This is a genomic window from Cutibacterium sp. LaCa_286 (assembly GCF_057198075.1).
Window position 1 is genome coordinate 1,507,030 of sequence record NZ_CP191091.1, and the last position, 16,158, is coordinate 1,523,187.

A 16,158-nucleotide genomic window follows, 5' to 3' on the forward strand; every position below is an offset into this window, starting at 1 on the left:
CCACGACACCGGCAGGACGGAACGCCAAGCACGCGGACCACGTCCACGATGCCTGACGTTCTGAGATGACCACATGGGGCTGGTACGCAACCGACGGTCACGGCACGAATAACCCTCCGAGAATATGCAACCCTCAGAGGATCCGAGTCACTTCATGAAGTCTGGAATGTCCAGATCGTCCTCGGCGACGGGAGGAGTGGACCGCTGTGTGTTCGAACCCTCCTGGGCACTGTGGGAATCCTGCTCCTCGGCGTGCTGCGGGACCGGACGGGCGATTGCCGTGGTGCCGGATCCAGACGATGGCCGCGACTGCTGACCGGTAGACCTGTTCTTGAGCCCCGGACGAGCACTGATACCGGGTTGCTTGCGCGGCGGCTGACCGGAATCAAAACCAGCCGCAATGACGGTGATGCGAATCTCGTCACCCAAGGTGTCGTCGATGATGGTGCCGAAGATGATGTTGGCCTCGTCGTCAACAGCCTCCTCGATGAGACTGGCTGCCGAAGCCACCTCGAACAGCCCCAGATCGGAGCCACCGGCGATCGACATGAGCACCCCATGTGCTCCATCGACGGAGACCTCGAGCAGCGGGGAGGAGATGGCCATCTCGGCTGCCATCCGGGCACGATCCTCGCCCGAGGCGTGCCCAATACCCATGAGGGCCGAACCGGCATTCGACATGACGGCCTTGACGTCGGCGAAGTCGAGGTTGATCTGGCCCGGCGTCGTGATGAGGTCGGTGATGCCCGAGACGCCCTGCATGAGCACCTGGTCGGCGACCCGGAAGGCGTCGGTGATGGTGACCTTCTGATCGGCCATCGACAGCAGACGGTCATTGGGGATGACGATGAGGGTGTCGACCTCCTCCGACAGACGGTTGACGCCCTCGTCGGCCTGGGTCGAACGTCGATGACCCTCGAAGCTGAACGGGCGGGTGACCACACCGATGGTGAGAGCTCCCAGCGAACGGGCGATCTTGGCGACGACCGGGGCAGCTCCAGTACCCGTGCCACCGCCTTCACCTGCCGTCACGAAGACCATGTCGGCGCCCTTGAGACACTCCTCGATCTCCTCGGAGTGGTCCTCGGCTGCCTGTCGGCCCTTGTCAGGATCGGCTCCGGCACCCAGACCCCGAGTGAGTTCTCGCCCGATGTCAAGTTTGACGTCAGCATCGCTGCTGTTGAGAAGAGCCTGCGCATCCGTGTTGACGGCGATGAACTCGACGCCTTTGAGACCAGCTTCAATCATGCGGTTGACGGCATTGCAGCCGCCGCCGCCCACGCCAACGACTCTGATGACCGCGGTGGTTTGACTTGCCACTGGAACCTCAATTCGTAGAGAGCCGATCTTCTTGAAAGGTTATTGACCACCACCGGCTGGTGTCCAACAAAAATGGGGAGTCTCAACCACGGGTTGAGACCTGGCCGGGAGCGCCCATACCCTCCTGCCGCACCCATTGAACCATCGGGGGCAATCACTCAGATCCGATGTCACGGACGCATGACGTGCCCGCCGCGAGAGGAACTTGAGCGCCAATGACGCCGAGCAATCCTTCTCCGGAGAGCAGAACACGTGCACGCCCGAGCCACCCGCCACTGGGGCGGCCTGGAAGGCAGGATCTACCTCGACGTGGGCCGTTGCGGGCTCGAGACGTCGTACTCCTTGGCCTTGACGTTGAGCATTGCCGTCGCCACCTTGGACTTCAGCGCAGACTCATCCGCCGATCCCCAGACGATGGTACCTCCCTTGACAAGGTGAATCTGGATGGAATCGGTACCTCGGACCTCGATGTGATCGGTCTGGGCACGAATCTCCTTGCTCAATGACGAGGCAACGGTGGCGGCATCGGTACGCATTCGCGGCTTGGACGCATCCAACCTCACGACGAGCAGCTGGGAACTCCTGGTGGCGGACTGATGAAACATCTGCCCATGCTCGTCCACCCAGGTGAAACCGCCATGACCGCTCACCTGGTACACGGGACGTCGCTCGGTGACGGCGATCTGCACCGTGCGCGGCCAGTGCCTGCTCACCGTCACGTCGGCAACGTCTGGCATCGCCGCCACGGACGAAGCCGCGTGATCCACGTCAACCCTGGCCAGCGGAGTTCCGGGGGAAATCCTGGCAGCGTCGCGTACTTGATCGGCCTTGAGCATCCTGACGCCGGTGACGTCGACATGCTCGACCGCGAACACCGTGCTGTGACGCACCACGACCACTGCCACGGCCACGAGAACGACAATCGCCACGGCAGTCACAACGACAATCCTCCGACGCCGCTGTCGGCGGTGTCGTTTGACGTCGATCGCCCCGGTGATGTCGGTGATCGAGCGGCTCATGCGTCAGCGTCCTGCAGCAACGGGAGCAGCAGCGACCCGATGAGACTGATGTCACCAGCTCCCAGCGTGATGACGAGGTCGCCGGGGCGCACCTGGCCGGCCAACACCTCGGGCAGCATTGCCTTGTCCGCGACATAGCAGCTCGAACCGCCATGGGAGAGCACGGCATCGTGGACGAGTCGGCCGCTCACCCCGGCAAGGGGTTCCTCCCTGGCCGGGTAGACGTCGGTGACGAAGACCTCGTCGGCCAAGGTGAGGGCGGCACCGAACTCATCGGCGAAATCCCTGGTCCGGGTGAACAGGTGTGGCTGAAAACACGCGACGACCCTGCCCTGCTCGGCGACCCGGCGAGCAGCCCCCAGGGTGGCGCGGATCTCGGTGGGGTGGTGGGCGTAGTCGTCGAAGACCGACACCCCGCCTCTGCGTCCCAGCAGCTGGAACCGACGCAGCGTCCCGGTGAAATTCCTGGTTCCGGTCATGACATCTGCCTCCGGGACACCCAACAGGCTGACTGCGCAGTACGCTGCAGCAGCATTGGACAGGTTGTACTGGCCGGGAACATTGAGTTCCAGACGACTCGTGGTGCGGCCGTGTGAGATCGTCGCACAACTCGTCGTGCCGTCCAGTACGATGTCGGTAAGACGTACTTCGGCGTCCTCGGACTCACCGTAGGTGACGACCTGCACCGTCCCGGTCTCCTCCAGCCGACGAGCCAGCTCGGCGGATCCCGGATCGTCGACACAGACGATGACGTACCTCACCTGCGGGCGGGTGGCCATCGTGACGAATCCGTCGAAGTAACGCTGTGGGGTGCCCCAGTTGTCGAGGTGGTCGGCCTCCACATTGGTGACGATGACGATCTGGCTGGGGTACTGCAGGAAGGACCCGTCGGACTCGTCGGCCTCGACGACGAAGGCATCCCCTCGTCCCAGATGTGCCGAGCGTCCACTGGTAGCCAGCGGGGAACCGATGACGTAGGACGGATCCATGCCAGCATCGGTGAGAATGCTGGCGATGATGGCGCTGGTCGTCGTCTTGCCGTGGGTACCGGCCACCGACACCCCCTGGCGTCCGAGCATGAGTGCTGCCAGGGCGGCACTGCGATGCCAGATCCGCAGACCGAGTCGGCGAGCCTCGACCAGTTCCGGATTGTCGTCGTGAATGGCCGAGGACACCACAACCGTGCGTGCCCCGTGGACGTGGGAGGGATCGTGCCCCACCCAGGTGCGCACACCCATGGCAGAGAGCGACTCCAGACGGGTCGAGTTCACCTGGTCGGACCCCGACACCTCCGCCCCCAGCTCAGCGTAGGCTCGCGCCACACCACTCATGCCGGCCCCACCAATGGCGATGAAGTGCACCGGGCCGATGGTGCGCGGATCCTCCAGGTGGACGGGCTCGCGAAGGGTCACTTCTTCTTCCTCCTCGTCGCTGCCGAGACAACCGCCTGGGCAAGGTTCTGTGCTGCCTGGGTGGACATGAGGTCGCGTCCGGCCATGGACATCCGGGCCAGTTCGTCAGGGTGGTGGATCCGTGCCACCTCCCGCATGAGACGAGTGGCATTCAGCTCATCGTCCCTGATGAGCACTCCCCCACCGGCGGCCACGACCGAGGAGGCATTGCGAGCCTGCTCACCATTGCCGTGTGGCAGGGGGACGTAGATCGTGGGAAGGCCACACACCGCCGTCTCGACGACCGTGCCGGCACCCGAGCGAGCAACCATGAGATCGGCTGCTGCGTAGGCTCGGGCCATGTCGTCGACGTAGGCCACCGGCACCCATCGGGCACCGGTACTGTCATCGGTGTGGGTGAGGGCGCCCGCCATGTTCCTGGGACCCAGCACGTGCAGCACCTGTACGCCGTCGGCGAGCAGCTGACCACGAGCATGGACGACCGCGGTGTTCACCGAGACCGCACCCTGGGAACCTCCGGAGACCAGCAGGGTTGGGCGGTCCTCGTCCAGCCCGAACTCCTTGCGGGTGCGGCGTCGACGTTCGGCTCGATCCCGTTCGTCCAGACTCGCAAGCTCAGCGACATTGGCCCGCAATGGCATACCGATGAACTCAGCACCCGGCAGTGGGGTGTCGGGAAACGCCGTGTACACCCCGGCTGCGAAGCGAGCGGCGACCCTGTTGGCGAGTCCCGGTACCGCATTCTGCTCATGGACGACGACCGGGATGTGTCGCGACCGGGCAGCCAGGTAGGCGGGCATGGAGACGTACCCTCCGAAGCCGACGACGACGTCGGCCTCGCGTGCGTCCAGCACCTCACCAGCACGTCGCACGGCCCCAACCAGGCGCGCGGGCACCTTGACCAGATCGACGGAAAACTTGCGCGGCAGCGGCACGGGGGGAATCATGTCGATCTGCAATCCGGCATCGGGAATGACTCGCCCCTCCAAGCCCTTGGGGGTCCCGATGCACGACACCTGTTCGACCTGGGCCATCCCCACCAGTTGCTGTGCGGTCGCGATGAGCGGCGAGGTGTGTCCAGCAGTGCCACCACCTGCCAGTACCACGTTGACCATGTGTCAGTCCTTCCCCTTCCTGCCCATCGCAGGTTCAGTTGCTGCCGGAATCGTCGACCACCGATGTCACCCTCGGTGGTTTTCTGCGGCGGGTGGCATCCAGGTACCGCTGAGCCGCTGGTTCCCGGCGTGCGCACGAGAGCAGAACGCCCATTGCCGCCAAGTTCGACACCAATGCTGACCCTCCGACCGAGATGAATGGTAGGGGCACGCCGATGACCGGTGCCAATGTCAGGGAAACAGCCATGTTGATGAGCGCCTGGACGCCGATCCACGTCGTGATCGTCGCGGCGGCAATGCGCAGGAACTGCGACTGGGAACGCACCGCAACCCGAATCCCCGCCCAGCAGAGCAGGGCGAAGAGGAGGATGACCGTCACGGTGCCCACCAGCCCGAGCTCCTCACCGAGCACGGCGAAGACGAAGTCGTTCTGGGCACCGTCGTAGAGCCCGCCCCACTTCTGCTTGGACGCCCCGATGCCAACCCCGCCCAGACCGCCGGTGGCCAGGGCATAGGTTGCCGCCAACGGCTGGTCCGAGGTGGTGCTGTCGCTGGAGGGGTCCAGGAAGGTCACGATGCGCTGCATCCGGTAGGGAGCCTGAACGATCATCCCCACAACCCCCACAGCGCCTACGGCCAGCAGGGTGAGGATGTGACGCATCGGCATCCCACAGACCCACATCTGTACGAGGACGATCGCTGCGAGGATGAGCGCCGTACCAAGGTCCCCCTGGACGAGCACCATGAGGATGACACTTCCCTGGATGGCGAGGAACCAGAAGAAATCCTTGACCTCGCCAATCGTCTCCCGGTGCCGGGCAAGATAGGCCGCGCCAATGAGCACCAGGGAGAACTTGGCGAACTCCGAGGGCTGCACCCCCACCGGCCCCACCGACAACCAGGAGCGGTTTCCCTTCCCGGCATCGTCGCCCACGAACAGGGTCGCGACCAGCATGAGACCGACCACCACCCAGACGATCCCGGCCGTCCTGCGCAGGAACTCCTCGCTGAACCTGCCAAAGACCAACCCGGCAATGATGCCGATGGCCAGGAAACCGAGTTGTCGTTTGGCGAAGTAGTAAGGACTGTTGCCAAGCATCTGTGCGTACACCGATGACGAGGACAGACTCATGAGGGTGCCAATGCCCAACAGCAGCAGGGTGACGACGAGCAGCACGAGGTAGTCGAGCATGGGCTGGGCGAGCAAGGTTTTCCTGCCATCTGAGCGCGCAGATCCGTTGTCCAGCCTCATCCATCGGTACCATCGCGCGATGGCATTGGAATGGCGCCGGTTGCCAGCCATGTCCGCCATCACCGCACCGTCCGTCGTGTGACCCATCGTCACCGACTCTCCGGCTCGTCGTCCGCACGCGCCGGGCCGAGGGCACAGGCAGCACGGGCGAAGTCGTCCCCACGTACGTCGTAGCCGGTCCAGATGTCCCGACTGGCGCACCCGGGGGCCAGCAGCACGGTGTCGCCGGGGCGGGCCATGCGCGCCGCCTGGGTGACGGCCTCGTCCATGACGGTGCGATCCATGGTGTCCAGGACGACGACCGGCACATCGGGAGCGTGTTCGGCAAGGCTCTCGGCAATGCGCTGCCGGTCCACACCCAGCACGACGACTCCACGCAGTCGGTTGGCGTGGGTCTGGACGAGGGTGTCGAAGGAGGTGTCCTTGGCCTGGCCGCCGGCGATCCACACGATCGACTCGAAAGCTCGCATGGAGGAGTTCGCGGCGTGTGGATTGGTGGCCTTGGAGTCGTCGACCCAGGTGATGTCATCGCCCTGGTGGACGGTCTCGATGCGGTGTCCGCCCAGGTGCAGGTTCTGCAATCCCTGGGCCACTGCCTGCGGGCTCACCCCGAAGGACCGGGTGAGCGCAGCAGCGGCCAGGGCATTCTCCACATTGTGCGGGGCAGCCGGCTGGACGTCGGCCACCTTGGCCAGTGGCAGGGCCGAGCTGTGCCGTTCGGCGATGAAGGCTCGGTCGACGATCATGTCGTCCACCACACCGATCATCGAGAGACCGGGGATCCCGTTGCGAAAGCCGATGGCTCGAGCACCCTCGACGACGTCGGCCTCCTCCACCATCTTCTCAGTGGCCGGGTCGTCGTAGTTGTAGACGCAGGAGTGCGTCACCTGGTGGAAGATGCGCGCCTTGTCGGCACCGTAGGCTGCGTAGGGGTCGTCGGCATGGGCGTACCACTCCAGATGGTCCTCGTGCAGGTTGAGCACGGCTGCCGAGTGCAGCGCCAGCGACGGCGACCAGTGCAGCTGGAAACTCGAGAGCTCCACGGCGAAGACGTCGTAGTCCACCTCGTCGGCCATGGCCTCGAGGATCGGCCGTCCGATGTTGCCCACCGCAGCAGCCTTGAACCCACCAGCGATGAGCATCGACTCGGTCATCTGGGTGGTCGTCGTCTTGCCATTGGTACCGGTGATGCCCAGCCAGGGCACGACACGGTCGGGATGCATGAGACGCCAGGCGAGCTCCGGTTCACCCCACACCGGCACATCGGCGGCCAGGGCCTGGGCGATGAGCGGTTGGGTCGGACGCCATCCCGGCGAGACGATGACGAGATCGGTTCCGGGCGGCAGCTGCGCCGTCGATCCGGCCCCCAGCCGCACCGAGGCGCCCAGGACCTCCAGCAGATTGGCCTTGTCCCGGTGGTCGTCGTCATCGCGATCGTCCAGGACGAGCACCGAGGCGTCCAGGTCGAGCAGCGCATCGGCAGCTGCGAAACCAGACATTCCCAGACCAGCAATGACCACCTGCACACTCGACCAGTCGAAGAGCCGGTCGGCTCGGTCAAGATTCACTCCACTCACTGTCCTGCCACCCATTCGCCGTAGAAGATTCCCATGCTTGCTGCCACGAAGAGACCACAGATGATCCAGAACCGGATCACGACGGTGACCTCCTCCCACCCCTTCATCTCGAAATGGTGGTGCAGTGGCGCCATCTTGAAGATTCGTCTGCCCTGCCCGGTACGTTTCGCGGTGATCTTGAAGACCCCCACCTGCAGCATCACCGAGAGGGTCTCCACGACGAACAATCCCCCGATGATGACGAGCAACAACTCGGTGCGCGACACGACGGCGAGTCCAGCCACCGCACCGCCCAGGGCCAACGATCCGGTGTCACCGAGGAAGATCTTCGCCGGTTTGGCGTTCCACCACAGAAACCCGAAACACGCCCCCGCCAGGGCCAGGGCCACCACTGCAATGTCATAGGGATCGCGCACCTCGTAGCACCGCGACAGACCTGCGGGGGAATGCGAGCACCACTGGTTGAACTGCCAGACACTCAACAAGGTGTAGGCACCGAAGACCATGGCTGCCGATCCGGTCGCCAGTCCGTCCAGGCCATCGGTGAGGTTGACGCCGTTGGACGTACCCGCGATGAGGATGATGATCCAGATGACGGCGAGCCAGACCGGCAGCTGGGCCCACGGCAGGTCACGCAGGAACGAGATCGCCGGTGACCCCGGGGTGACACCGTTCTTGTCGGGGAAAAACAGCACACCGACGCCGAAGACGATCGCCACGATCGCCTGCCCGATGAGTTTTCCACGAGGTTTGAGACCCAGGGATCTCTGCTTGGAGATCTTGGTCCAGTCGTCAAGGAAACCGATGAACCCCATCCCGGCGAACAGCCACAGCACCAGCAGGGCCGAGATGCTCGGGGCGGTCATCGTCACCAGATGCGCAATGGTGTACGACAACAGCACCGAGACGATGATGACGGCACCGCCCATGGTGGGGGTGCCCTTCTTGGTGCGGTGAGTGGTGGGGCCATCGTCACGGATGTACTGCCCGTAGCCGTGGGCGGCCAAGAACTTCACGAACCACCGGGTGCCGACCAAGGGGCCGAGCATGGCCACGGCACCGGCCAGGAGGATCGTCTTCACTGCTGGGCCCCCTGCTCGTGCACGTCATCGGCAAGAATTCTCTCAGACACCCGCTCCAGCTCCAAGCCGCGTGACGCCTTGACCAGGACGACGTCATGACCGCTCCACCCCACGGCGTCGGCAGCCTCGTCGGTGGTGACGACGCGGGCCCGACCGCCAGCAGAGGTGGCTCCGGCGGCAAGGTCCTCGGCGTACTGTCCGATGCACAGGATCTCGTCGAATCCTCGACCCACCGCGAGTTCACCGACGTCGCGGTGGCGCTGTGCCGACTGCTCGCCAAGTTCGAGCATGTCGCCCAGCACCGCCACTCCACGGGTGCGCGGATCACTGTCGGCACGTCTGGTGAGGATGTCACCGACGGTACGCAGTGCGGCTGCCATCGAGTCGGGATTGGCGTTGTAGCAGTCGTTGACGAGCACCAGCCCGTCGGAGCGCTCCTCGATCTGCATGCGCAGCGGCGAGCGAGTCGTCGCCTGGCTCAGCGAGCGCGCAATACGCTCTGGATCGGCCTTGCGGTTGGAGGCCCGGGTGAGCGCGCAGGAGGCTGCCGCGGCTGCCGCCACGGCATTGGACACCTGATGCTCCCCCATGGTGCGCAGACTCACTCGATGAGCGCTGTGCCGTCCCTCGATGCGCAGGTGGATCTTGAAGGTGTAGCGGTCGAGGTCATCGGCAGCCAGGTCGGTGGCCCACACCTCGATCTCGGCCTCGGTGTGACGATGCTCCTCGCCCACACCGAACCAGGCCACGTTGGCTCCGGTGCGCTCGGTCATCGCCGCCACCCGGGGATCGGCTGCGTTGAGCACGGCCCAACAGTCCGGCCGCAGTGCCTCGAGGATCTCGCCCTTGGCCCGGGCGATGGCGTCCCGACTGCCGAACTCACCCAGATGGGCGGTGCCCACGTTGAGCACCATGGCGACGTCCGGGGGAACGATGTTGGTGAGCCGGCTGATGTGGCCACTACCACGTGCCCCCATCTCGGAGACGAGGAATGCGGTGTCCTTCTCCACGGCGCAGGCCGTGAGGGGCACCCCGATCTCGTTGTTGAACGAGCCGATCGGTGACACCGTGGGGCCCTCGTCCTCCAGCACCTGGGCCAGGAGGTCCTTGGTGCTCGTCTTGCCCGAGGATCCGGTGAGGTCGATGGCTATCATGCCTCGGGAACGCTCCTGGGAGACGACGGAGGCGGCGAGTCTGGCCAATCCCTGCTGGGGATCGGGGACGACGATGTGCGGCAGGTCGGCGTCCGTGACATGTTCGGCGAGGACGGCTGCTGCACCTGACTGCGCTGCGGCATCGGCAAAGTCGTGCCCGTCGACTCGTTGCCCCCGGAAAGCGACGAAAAGGCTTCCCGGGCAGGCCTCCCGGCTGTCGATGACGACGTCGGGACCGACCTCCCGCCTGGGATCGCCCACCAGCTGCCCGCCGATGTCCCGTGCGATCTGTTCGACTGTGGTTGTCCTCATGCGACATCTCCAGAATGTTTGTCGGACCTCAGTTGCGCCCACTGTTCTGCGGCAACGGTTCGATCGTCGAAGGGTAGGGTGTCCTCACCGACCTGCTGGCCAGTCTCATGGCCCTTGCCGAGCAGGCAGACGAGATCATGCGCAGTGGCGAGTTCCAGGGCACGCCGGATGGCCTCACGACGCGATCCACCGTTGATGACCTCAGCGGAACCCACCTGCTGGGCACCGGCCACCACCGCCGCACGAATGCTGGCTGGGTCCTCGGTGCGTGGATTGTCGTCGGTGACGACGACGACGTCGGCCTCCTCGGCAGCTGCCTGCCCCATCGGGGCTCGTTTGGCTGCGTCTCGGTCGCCACCGGCACCCACGACACAGATGACGCGTCCCGCACTGCCGTTGTGCTGGATCCCCTCGCGCGCACCGGCCAGGGCCGAGGAGATCGCCTGGGGGGTGTGGGCGAAGTCGACGAGCACCCCCGGGGCACCCTCGCCCAGGGGGACTCGTTCCATCCGTCCGGGAACCTGGGCATCCTGCAGACCATCGACGACCTCGTCGAAACTCAGTCCGCTGGCCTCAAGCATGGCCAGGGCCATGACGGCGTTGCGTACGTTGTACTCACCCGGGATGCCAAGCCGCATGGTCCGCATTCCCGAGGGGGTGCGGACCTCCACCCGGGAGCCGAGCTGCGCGTCCGGGGTCCACGAGACCACCTGGTAGTCGGATTGCGTCGTCACCGATGTGCTGACGACCCGCACCCCGTTCTCCGCGCACCGACGAGCCAGCTCCTGGCCACGGGGGTCGTCGACGTTGATGACGGCGGTACGGGCCAGCTGCGGGGTGAAGAGTCGGGCCTTGGCCTCGAAGTAGTTGTCGAGGGTCTTGTGGAAGTCGAGGTGGTCGCGCCCCAGATTCGTGAAGGCGGCGACGTCGAAGACCGTCGCGTCCACCCGGTGCAGGGCCAGGGCGTGCGAGGAGACCTCCATGACGACGTCGGTGGCACCCCGGTCGGCCATGACACGCAACAGGGCCTGCAGATCGGGCGATTCGGGCGTGGTGACGGTGGTGCGACCGCTGGGCAGCTCGGCCCCGTCGATCCGGTACCCGATGGTGCCGATCGTGCCGGGATGACGCCGTGCTGCTCGCAGTCCGGCCTCCACGAGGAAGGCCGTCGTCGTCTTGCCATTGGTACCGGTGATCCCGAACATCGTCATGGATCGGGAGGGATCACCGAAGACACGAGCAGCTGCTGCCGCCATCGCCGAGCGAGGATCGTCGACGACGATCACGGCGAGATCACCACAGCTGGCACCGGGAGTGCCTGCACGGTTGGTGCCCTGGTCATCGCTGTCTGCCCCCTGACCTGCCATGAGGCTGGCTCCCTGGGCATCGGTGAGGATGGCAACCGCCCCGGCCCGTCGTGCCTGGTCGGCAAATCGAGCTCCGTGTGACCTGGTTCCGGGCAGTGCGACGTAGAGGTCGCCGGGATGCACCTGGCGAGAATCCAAGGTGATCCCGCAGACCTCATCGGGGTGTGGTCCCATGACGCGGTGCGGGCCCACTGCCGCCAGCAGGTCTGACCATGCCAGCTGGATGGGCTCCTCGGGACGCAGAAGGACTGAATCGTTCACGGCGTGTACTCCAAAGGTTTCTTGGGTGCCTTGGTCCTGGACGGAGGCACCCCGAACTGAGGCAGGGCCACCGACATGATCTGACGGCCCACGGGCAGGGCGATGCCGGATCCCTGGTGGCTCCCCTTGCTGGGATTGTTGATGACGACGTAGGTGAGAATGCGGGGGTCCTCGACCGGCCCCACGGTGACGTAGGAGGCAGTGTATCCCCGGTAGCAGTGACACGACGGGTCGATGCGTTCGGCGGTACCCGTCTTGCCTGCCGTCCGGTAGCCGGGCACCTGCCGCTCCGGTGTCAGGGTGACAACCGACTCCATCATGTCCACGACGGTGGACGAGGCCTGCCGGGAGATCACTCGATGCCCCTTCCCGGTGGGAATCTCGATGGGGTCGCCGTTGCCGTCCACCCCAGACTTGAGAATTCGCGGCTGATGGTAGACCCCGCCATTGACGACGGCGGCCACGGCGGCAGCCTCCTGTATCGAGGTGACCGACATGCCCTGACCGAAGGACACCTGGTCACGGGTGTAATCGGCCATCGAGGCGGGAGGAATCGAGCCGGTGGCCTCCCCCGGCAACTCGATTCCGGTGGGCTTGCCCAGGTTGAAGGCCTGGAGGTACTTCGTGAGGGTGGACTTGTCGGTCTGCCGGGTGAGCAGGGTGGTGCCGATGTTGGACGACTTCGCGATGACCCCGCGGGCAGTGAGGTGCAGCGTGTCGTGGTCGAAGGCGTCCTTGATGTGCGAACCACCTGAGGGGAGCGTCCTGGGCACGACGACATGGGTGTCGGCATTGACGATTCCCTGGTCGGCCAGGGCTGCCATGGTGATGACCTTCTGCACCGATCCGGGCTCGTAGTTGTCGGCAATGGCATGGTTGCGCAACTGGTTGGCCTTGGCCCTGCCGTAATCCTTGGGGTCGAATCCGGGGGCCGATGCCATGGCCAGCACCTCACCGGTCTTGACGTCCATGACGATGGCCTGCCCCGATTCTGCCTTGCTGGCATGCATCTGCGCCTCCAGGGCGTTCTGCACCGACAGCTGCAGCTGGGCGTCGAGGGTGAGGGTGTAGGAATTGCCATTTGTGGCCGGGATGAGCGTCTCGTGGCCCAGCGGGATGCGTCCGTAGGTGGAGGCCTCGTAGGACTCCTTGCCCTTGGTTCCGGTGAGCTTCTTGTCCAGGGAGTACTCCAGGCCTGCAGACCCACGCCCTTCCGTGTTGACGAATCCGATGAGGCTGGCGGCCAAGGTTCCCGAGGGGTAGCTGCGTACCGGGTCGTTGGAGGAGAAGACGCCGTACCAGCCGCCGTCCTTCATCTCGGCCTTGATCTGGTCGAAGGTGTAGCTGGGCACCTGGTGCTTGACGATGGAGTATCGGCTGAGTCTGCCTGACTTGTCTTTCTTGGTGAGTGCCTCCCGATAGTCCTCCGGGTACCCACCCAGGTGCTTGGCGAGGATCTTGGCGACGGCCTTGGGGGCGGCAGCTGCCTTGGCCTGTTGGGAGCGACTCATCTCGGCCCGCTCGTCCACACCGTTCCTGCTGATCATCTGCGGATCGACGAAGACGAGCACGGCCGACTCCGACCTGGCCAGGGCAGAACCATTGCGGTCGGTGATGGCACCCCGGTCGGGCAGCAGGTCGTGGGTGTAGCGCATGCGGTCGGCAGCACGCTGAGCCATCTTGGGCGCCTGGATCGCCTGCAGGTACACCGCACGTCCGATGAAGATCGCAAAGCTCAGCAGGAGGATGGCCAGGGTGATGACCAGACGACCTCGTTGGCCGCCTGGTCTGCCCTCGTGGAAGAACCGATGGATGACTCCCGGCTCAGAGGTGGAGTCACGAGACGTGGAACGCGGATTCCCTCGACGTGACGTGGGTCTCGCCGGTTCGCGACGAGGGCCACGCCTGTGATGTCCGGCAGTGCCTGGTCGCTGGTTCACCGCTGAGCAGCTCCCGAACCCGACTTGGCATCGGGGACGACGAGTTTGGCCTGCCTGGACGAACCAGTGACGCTTGGCACCTCGTCACCCACGACTGGGGTGGCCTTCCCCACGATCTTCCCGCTACGCAGATCCACGAAGACAGGATACGGGTTCGGGACCATGCCCAGCTCTTGTGCTGCAACCTGCAGGTGGGCCGGGGAGCGCAGTCGATCCACCTGTGCCGACAGTGCCGACTCCTGGTGGGACAGTTCGGCGATCCGGGTGTTCTGCTGGCTGATACGCACCGACTGGTCCTGGATCTGGGTGTTGAGCACCAGGGCGGCAACGATTCCCACGGCCAGGATGACGGCCATGGCGACGATGAACGGCAGGGTGGAGGTGCGAGCAGCTGTCTGTGGCAGTCCACGCAGGATCCGAACCGGCCTGGAGTGTTGCCGGGACGGCGTGGGGGCGTACTCGGCGCTCATGCTGGCTTGATCCTTTCGATGACGCGCAGGCGTGCGGAGGCAGATCGGGGGTTGCGGGCAAGCTCGTCCTCGTCGGGGCGTTCGGCGCCTCGGGTGACGAGGGTGAACCTGGGTTGCATGGATTCCGGGATGATGGGCAGACCTGGCGGGGCGGAGTCGCTGGCCGCCGAGCGGAAGGCGTCCTTGACCGGGCGATCCTCCAGGGAGTGGTAGGCGAGCACGGCGAAGCGTCCCCCCACCGCAAGTCGCTCCAGGGCCTCGGGAATGACTCGCTGCAGGGTGGCCATCTCGTGATTGACGGCGATGCGCAGGGCCTGGAAGGTCCGTTTGGCCGGGTGCCCACCCTGATGACGAGCAGCCACGGGAATGGCCTCGGTGATGATCCCCACGAGCTGGCCGGATGTGGTGATGGGTTCTGCGGCACGGGCAGCGACGATGGCCCGGACGATCCGATCGGTGAACTTCTCCTGACCCCACCCACGCAGGATCCGGGTGAGTTCGTCCACATCCGCGGTGTTGAGGAGCTCGGCTGCTGTCGGCCCGTCACTCTGGTCCATGCGCATGTCGAGTGGCGCGTCGACCGAGTAGGCGAATCCGCGCTCGGCCCGGTCGATCTGCAGGCTGGACAGCCCGAGATCGAGCAGGATCGAGTCGGTGTTGGGGTGGCCGAGGTCGTCGAGCACCTCGGCAAGCTCGTCGTGGACGGCATGGACGAGTGTGACACGCTCACCGAAACGTTCCAATCGGCGTCGGGCCAGGTCCAGGGCCTGGGTGTCGCGGTCGATGCCGACAAGGACGGTGTGCGGACAGCTGGCCAGGATGGCCTCGGCATGACCGCCCATACCCAGGGTCCCGTCGACATGTACCGGGCGGCTCCGGTCTCCGGCCAGATAGCCCTGCTCAGCACGGTGGAGGGAGGTGGAGAGCAGTTCGACGATGCGATCCCTCATGACGGGGACGTGCAGTTGCGCTGGATCGATGTCGTTGCCGACGTCTTCGGTGGCCGCGTGGTCCACGCCGGCACCTGGATCTGGGCTGGAGGGCGTGGCACATGCCTCGGGGCCTTCCGAACGTACGGCAGCGCGTGTGTCGGAGCCGGTGATGACGTCGGGGCTGGTACTGCTGTCGAGACTGGGGTCTGCCTGACCACTCATCGTCGTCCTCCCTGCCACTCGGTCCGGCCCGTCAACACGATCCTTCAGCCCGTCACACTCGATCCACCCCTGTCGCCGAGCCCCACCCCTGTCGTCGAGCCACGGTGGACGACGCCAGCACGGCCATGCGAGTCGTGAACGGAGGTTCCGGCCTGCAGTGACTCTGACGCAGGGGAAGATGCGTCAGAACCAGTCCGTCAGCCCGGAGCCACTGCCCGCGACTCGAACACCGCACCGTCGGTTCGACCCCACCGCGATGGTGAGGGCTCACTCGTCGGCAAAGACCTCCTCGTTCATCTGAGCGAAATCAGCCTCCTGAGCAGTGGAGTACTCCTCCCACCTGGCGGCGTCCCAGATCTCGATTCGGGTGATCGCACCGACGATGACGATCTCCTTTCCCAGCCCGGCATAGCGCCGAAGCATGGGAGGAACCATCACTCGTCCCTGCTTGTCGGCAGCAGTGTCGCTGGCCCCGGCCGCCAGCATGCGCTGGTAGTCACGAACCTTCTTCACGCTGACCGGCCCCTTGGCGATCTCTCGGGTCATCTCCACGAAGGCGGACATGGGGTACACCGCGAGGCAGTGCTCCTGGCCACGGGTGATGACCAGCCCCTCATCCAGCTCTTCCCGGAACTTCGCCGGCAGGAAGAACCGGCCCTTCTCGTCGAGCTTGGGAGTGTACGTACCCAGGAACACCGGGCACCTCCTTGCTCACGATCGCGC

At 65.3% G+C, this 16,158-nt stretch carries 13 protein-coding genes; all 13 read right to left on the reverse strand.

Features of this window, described 5'->3' with window-relative positions:
• Nucleotides 1–147: 147 nt before the first annotated feature.
• Complete coding sequence (ftsZ, locus tag ACP8JZ_RS06490) at nt 148–1,332, reverse strand: cell division protein FtsZ (RefSeq protein WP_036902724.1); 1,185 nt, start codon at nt 1,330–1,332, stop codon at nt 148–150.
• A 287-nt stretch (nt 1,333–1,619) separates the two neighbouring features.
• The gene (locus tag ACP8JZ_RS06495) at nt 1,620–2,339 is read right to left on the reverse strand and encodes a cell division protein FtsQ/DivIB (protein ID WP_306517409.1); all 720 of its coding nucleotides are present in this window, start codon (nt 2,337–2,339) and stop codon (nt 1,620–1,622) included.
• Nucleotides 2,336–3,751, reverse strand: coding sequence for a UDP-N-acetylmuramate--L-alanine ligase (gene murC / locus ACP8JZ_RS06500; RefSeq protein ID WP_484482276.1), 1,416 nt, complete (start codon nt 3,749–3,751; stop codon nt 2,336–2,338). The genes ACP8JZ_RS06495 and murC overlap by 4 nt, the downstream gene beginning before the upstream one ends.
• On the reverse strand, nt 3,748–4,866 hold the full coding sequence (gene murG, locus ACP8JZ_RS06505) for an undecaprenyldiphospho-muramoylpentapeptide beta-N-acetylglucosaminyltransferase (protein WP_306517411.1): 1,119 nt from the start codon (nt 4,864–4,866) through the stop codon (nt 3,748–3,750). The genes murC and murG overlap by 4 nt, the downstream gene beginning before the upstream one ends.
• Before the next feature lie 34 nt (nt 4,867–4,900).
• Nucleotides 4,901–6,073, reverse strand: coding sequence for a putative lipid II flippase FtsW (gene ftsW, locus ACP8JZ_RS06510; protein ID WP_484482818.1), 1,173 nt, complete (start codon nt 6,071–6,073; stop codon nt 4,901–4,903).
• A 134-nt stretch (nt 6,074–6,207) separates the two neighbouring features.
• Nucleotides 6,208–7,710, reverse strand: a complete 1,503-nt coding sequence (murD, locus tag ACP8JZ_RS06515) for a UDP-N-acetylmuramoyl-L-alanine--D-glutamate ligase (RefSeq protein ID WP_484482277.1) — start codon at nt 7,708–7,710, stop codon at nt 6,208–6,210.
• The gene (gene mraY / locus ACP8JZ_RS06520) at nt 7,692–8,777 is read right to left on the reverse strand and encodes a phospho-N-acetylmuramoyl-pentapeptide-transferase (RefSeq protein ID WP_484482278.1); all 1,086 of its coding nucleotides are present in this window, start codon (nt 8,775–8,777) and stop codon (nt 7,692–7,694) included. The genes murD and mraY overlap by 19 nt, the downstream gene beginning before the upstream one ends.
• A complete protein-coding gene (locus ACP8JZ_RS06525) occupies nt 8,774–10,243 on the reverse strand; it encodes a UDP-N-acetylmuramoyl-tripeptide--D-alanyl-D-alanine ligase (protein WP_484482279.1) in 1,470 nt (489 codons plus the stop codon). The genes mraY and ACP8JZ_RS06525 overlap by 4 nt, the downstream gene beginning before the upstream one ends.
• Nucleotides 10,240–11,871 carry a UDP-N-acetylmuramoyl-L-alanyl-D-glutamate--2,6-diaminopimelate ligase gene (locus ACP8JZ_RS06530; protein WP_484482280.1) on the reverse strand — a complete coding sequence of 544 codons (1,632 nt, stop codon included), beginning with the start codon at nt 11,869–11,871 and terminating at the stop codon, nt 10,240–10,242. Before ACP8JZ_RS06530 ends, ACP8JZ_RS06525 begins: the two co-directional genes overlap by 4 nt.
• Complete coding sequence (locus ACP8JZ_RS06535) at nt 11,868–13,685, reverse strand: peptidoglycan D,D-transpeptidase FtsI family protein (protein ID WP_306517426.1); 1,818 nt, start codon at nt 13,683–13,685, stop codon at nt 11,868–11,870. The genes ACP8JZ_RS06530 and ACP8JZ_RS06535 overlap by 4 nt, the downstream gene beginning before the upstream one ends.
• Before the next feature lie 122 nt (nt 13,686–13,807).
• The gene (ftsL, locus tag ACP8JZ_RS06540) at nt 13,808–14,281 is read right to left on the reverse strand and encodes a cell division protein FtsL (protein ID WP_484482281.1); all 474 of its coding nucleotides are present in this window, start codon (nt 14,279–14,281) and stop codon (nt 13,808–13,810) included.
• Complete coding sequence (rsmH, locus tag ACP8JZ_RS06545; RefSeq protein ID WP_484482282.1) at nt 14,278–15,435, reverse strand: 16S rRNA (cytosine(1402)-N(4))-methyltransferase RsmH; 1,158 nt, start codon at nt 15,433–15,435, stop codon at nt 14,278–14,280. Before rsmH ends, ftsL begins: the two co-directional genes overlap by 4 nt.
• A 267-nt stretch (nt 15,436–15,702) precedes the next feature.
• Nucleotides 15,703–16,131: a division/cell wall cluster transcriptional repressor MraZ gene (gene mraZ / locus ACP8JZ_RS06550; RefSeq protein ID WP_323455856.1), complete on the reverse strand. Its 429-nt coding sequence runs from the start codon at nt 16,129–16,131 to the stop codon at nt 15,703–15,705.
• Nucleotides 16,132–16,158 lie beyond the last annotated feature (27 nt).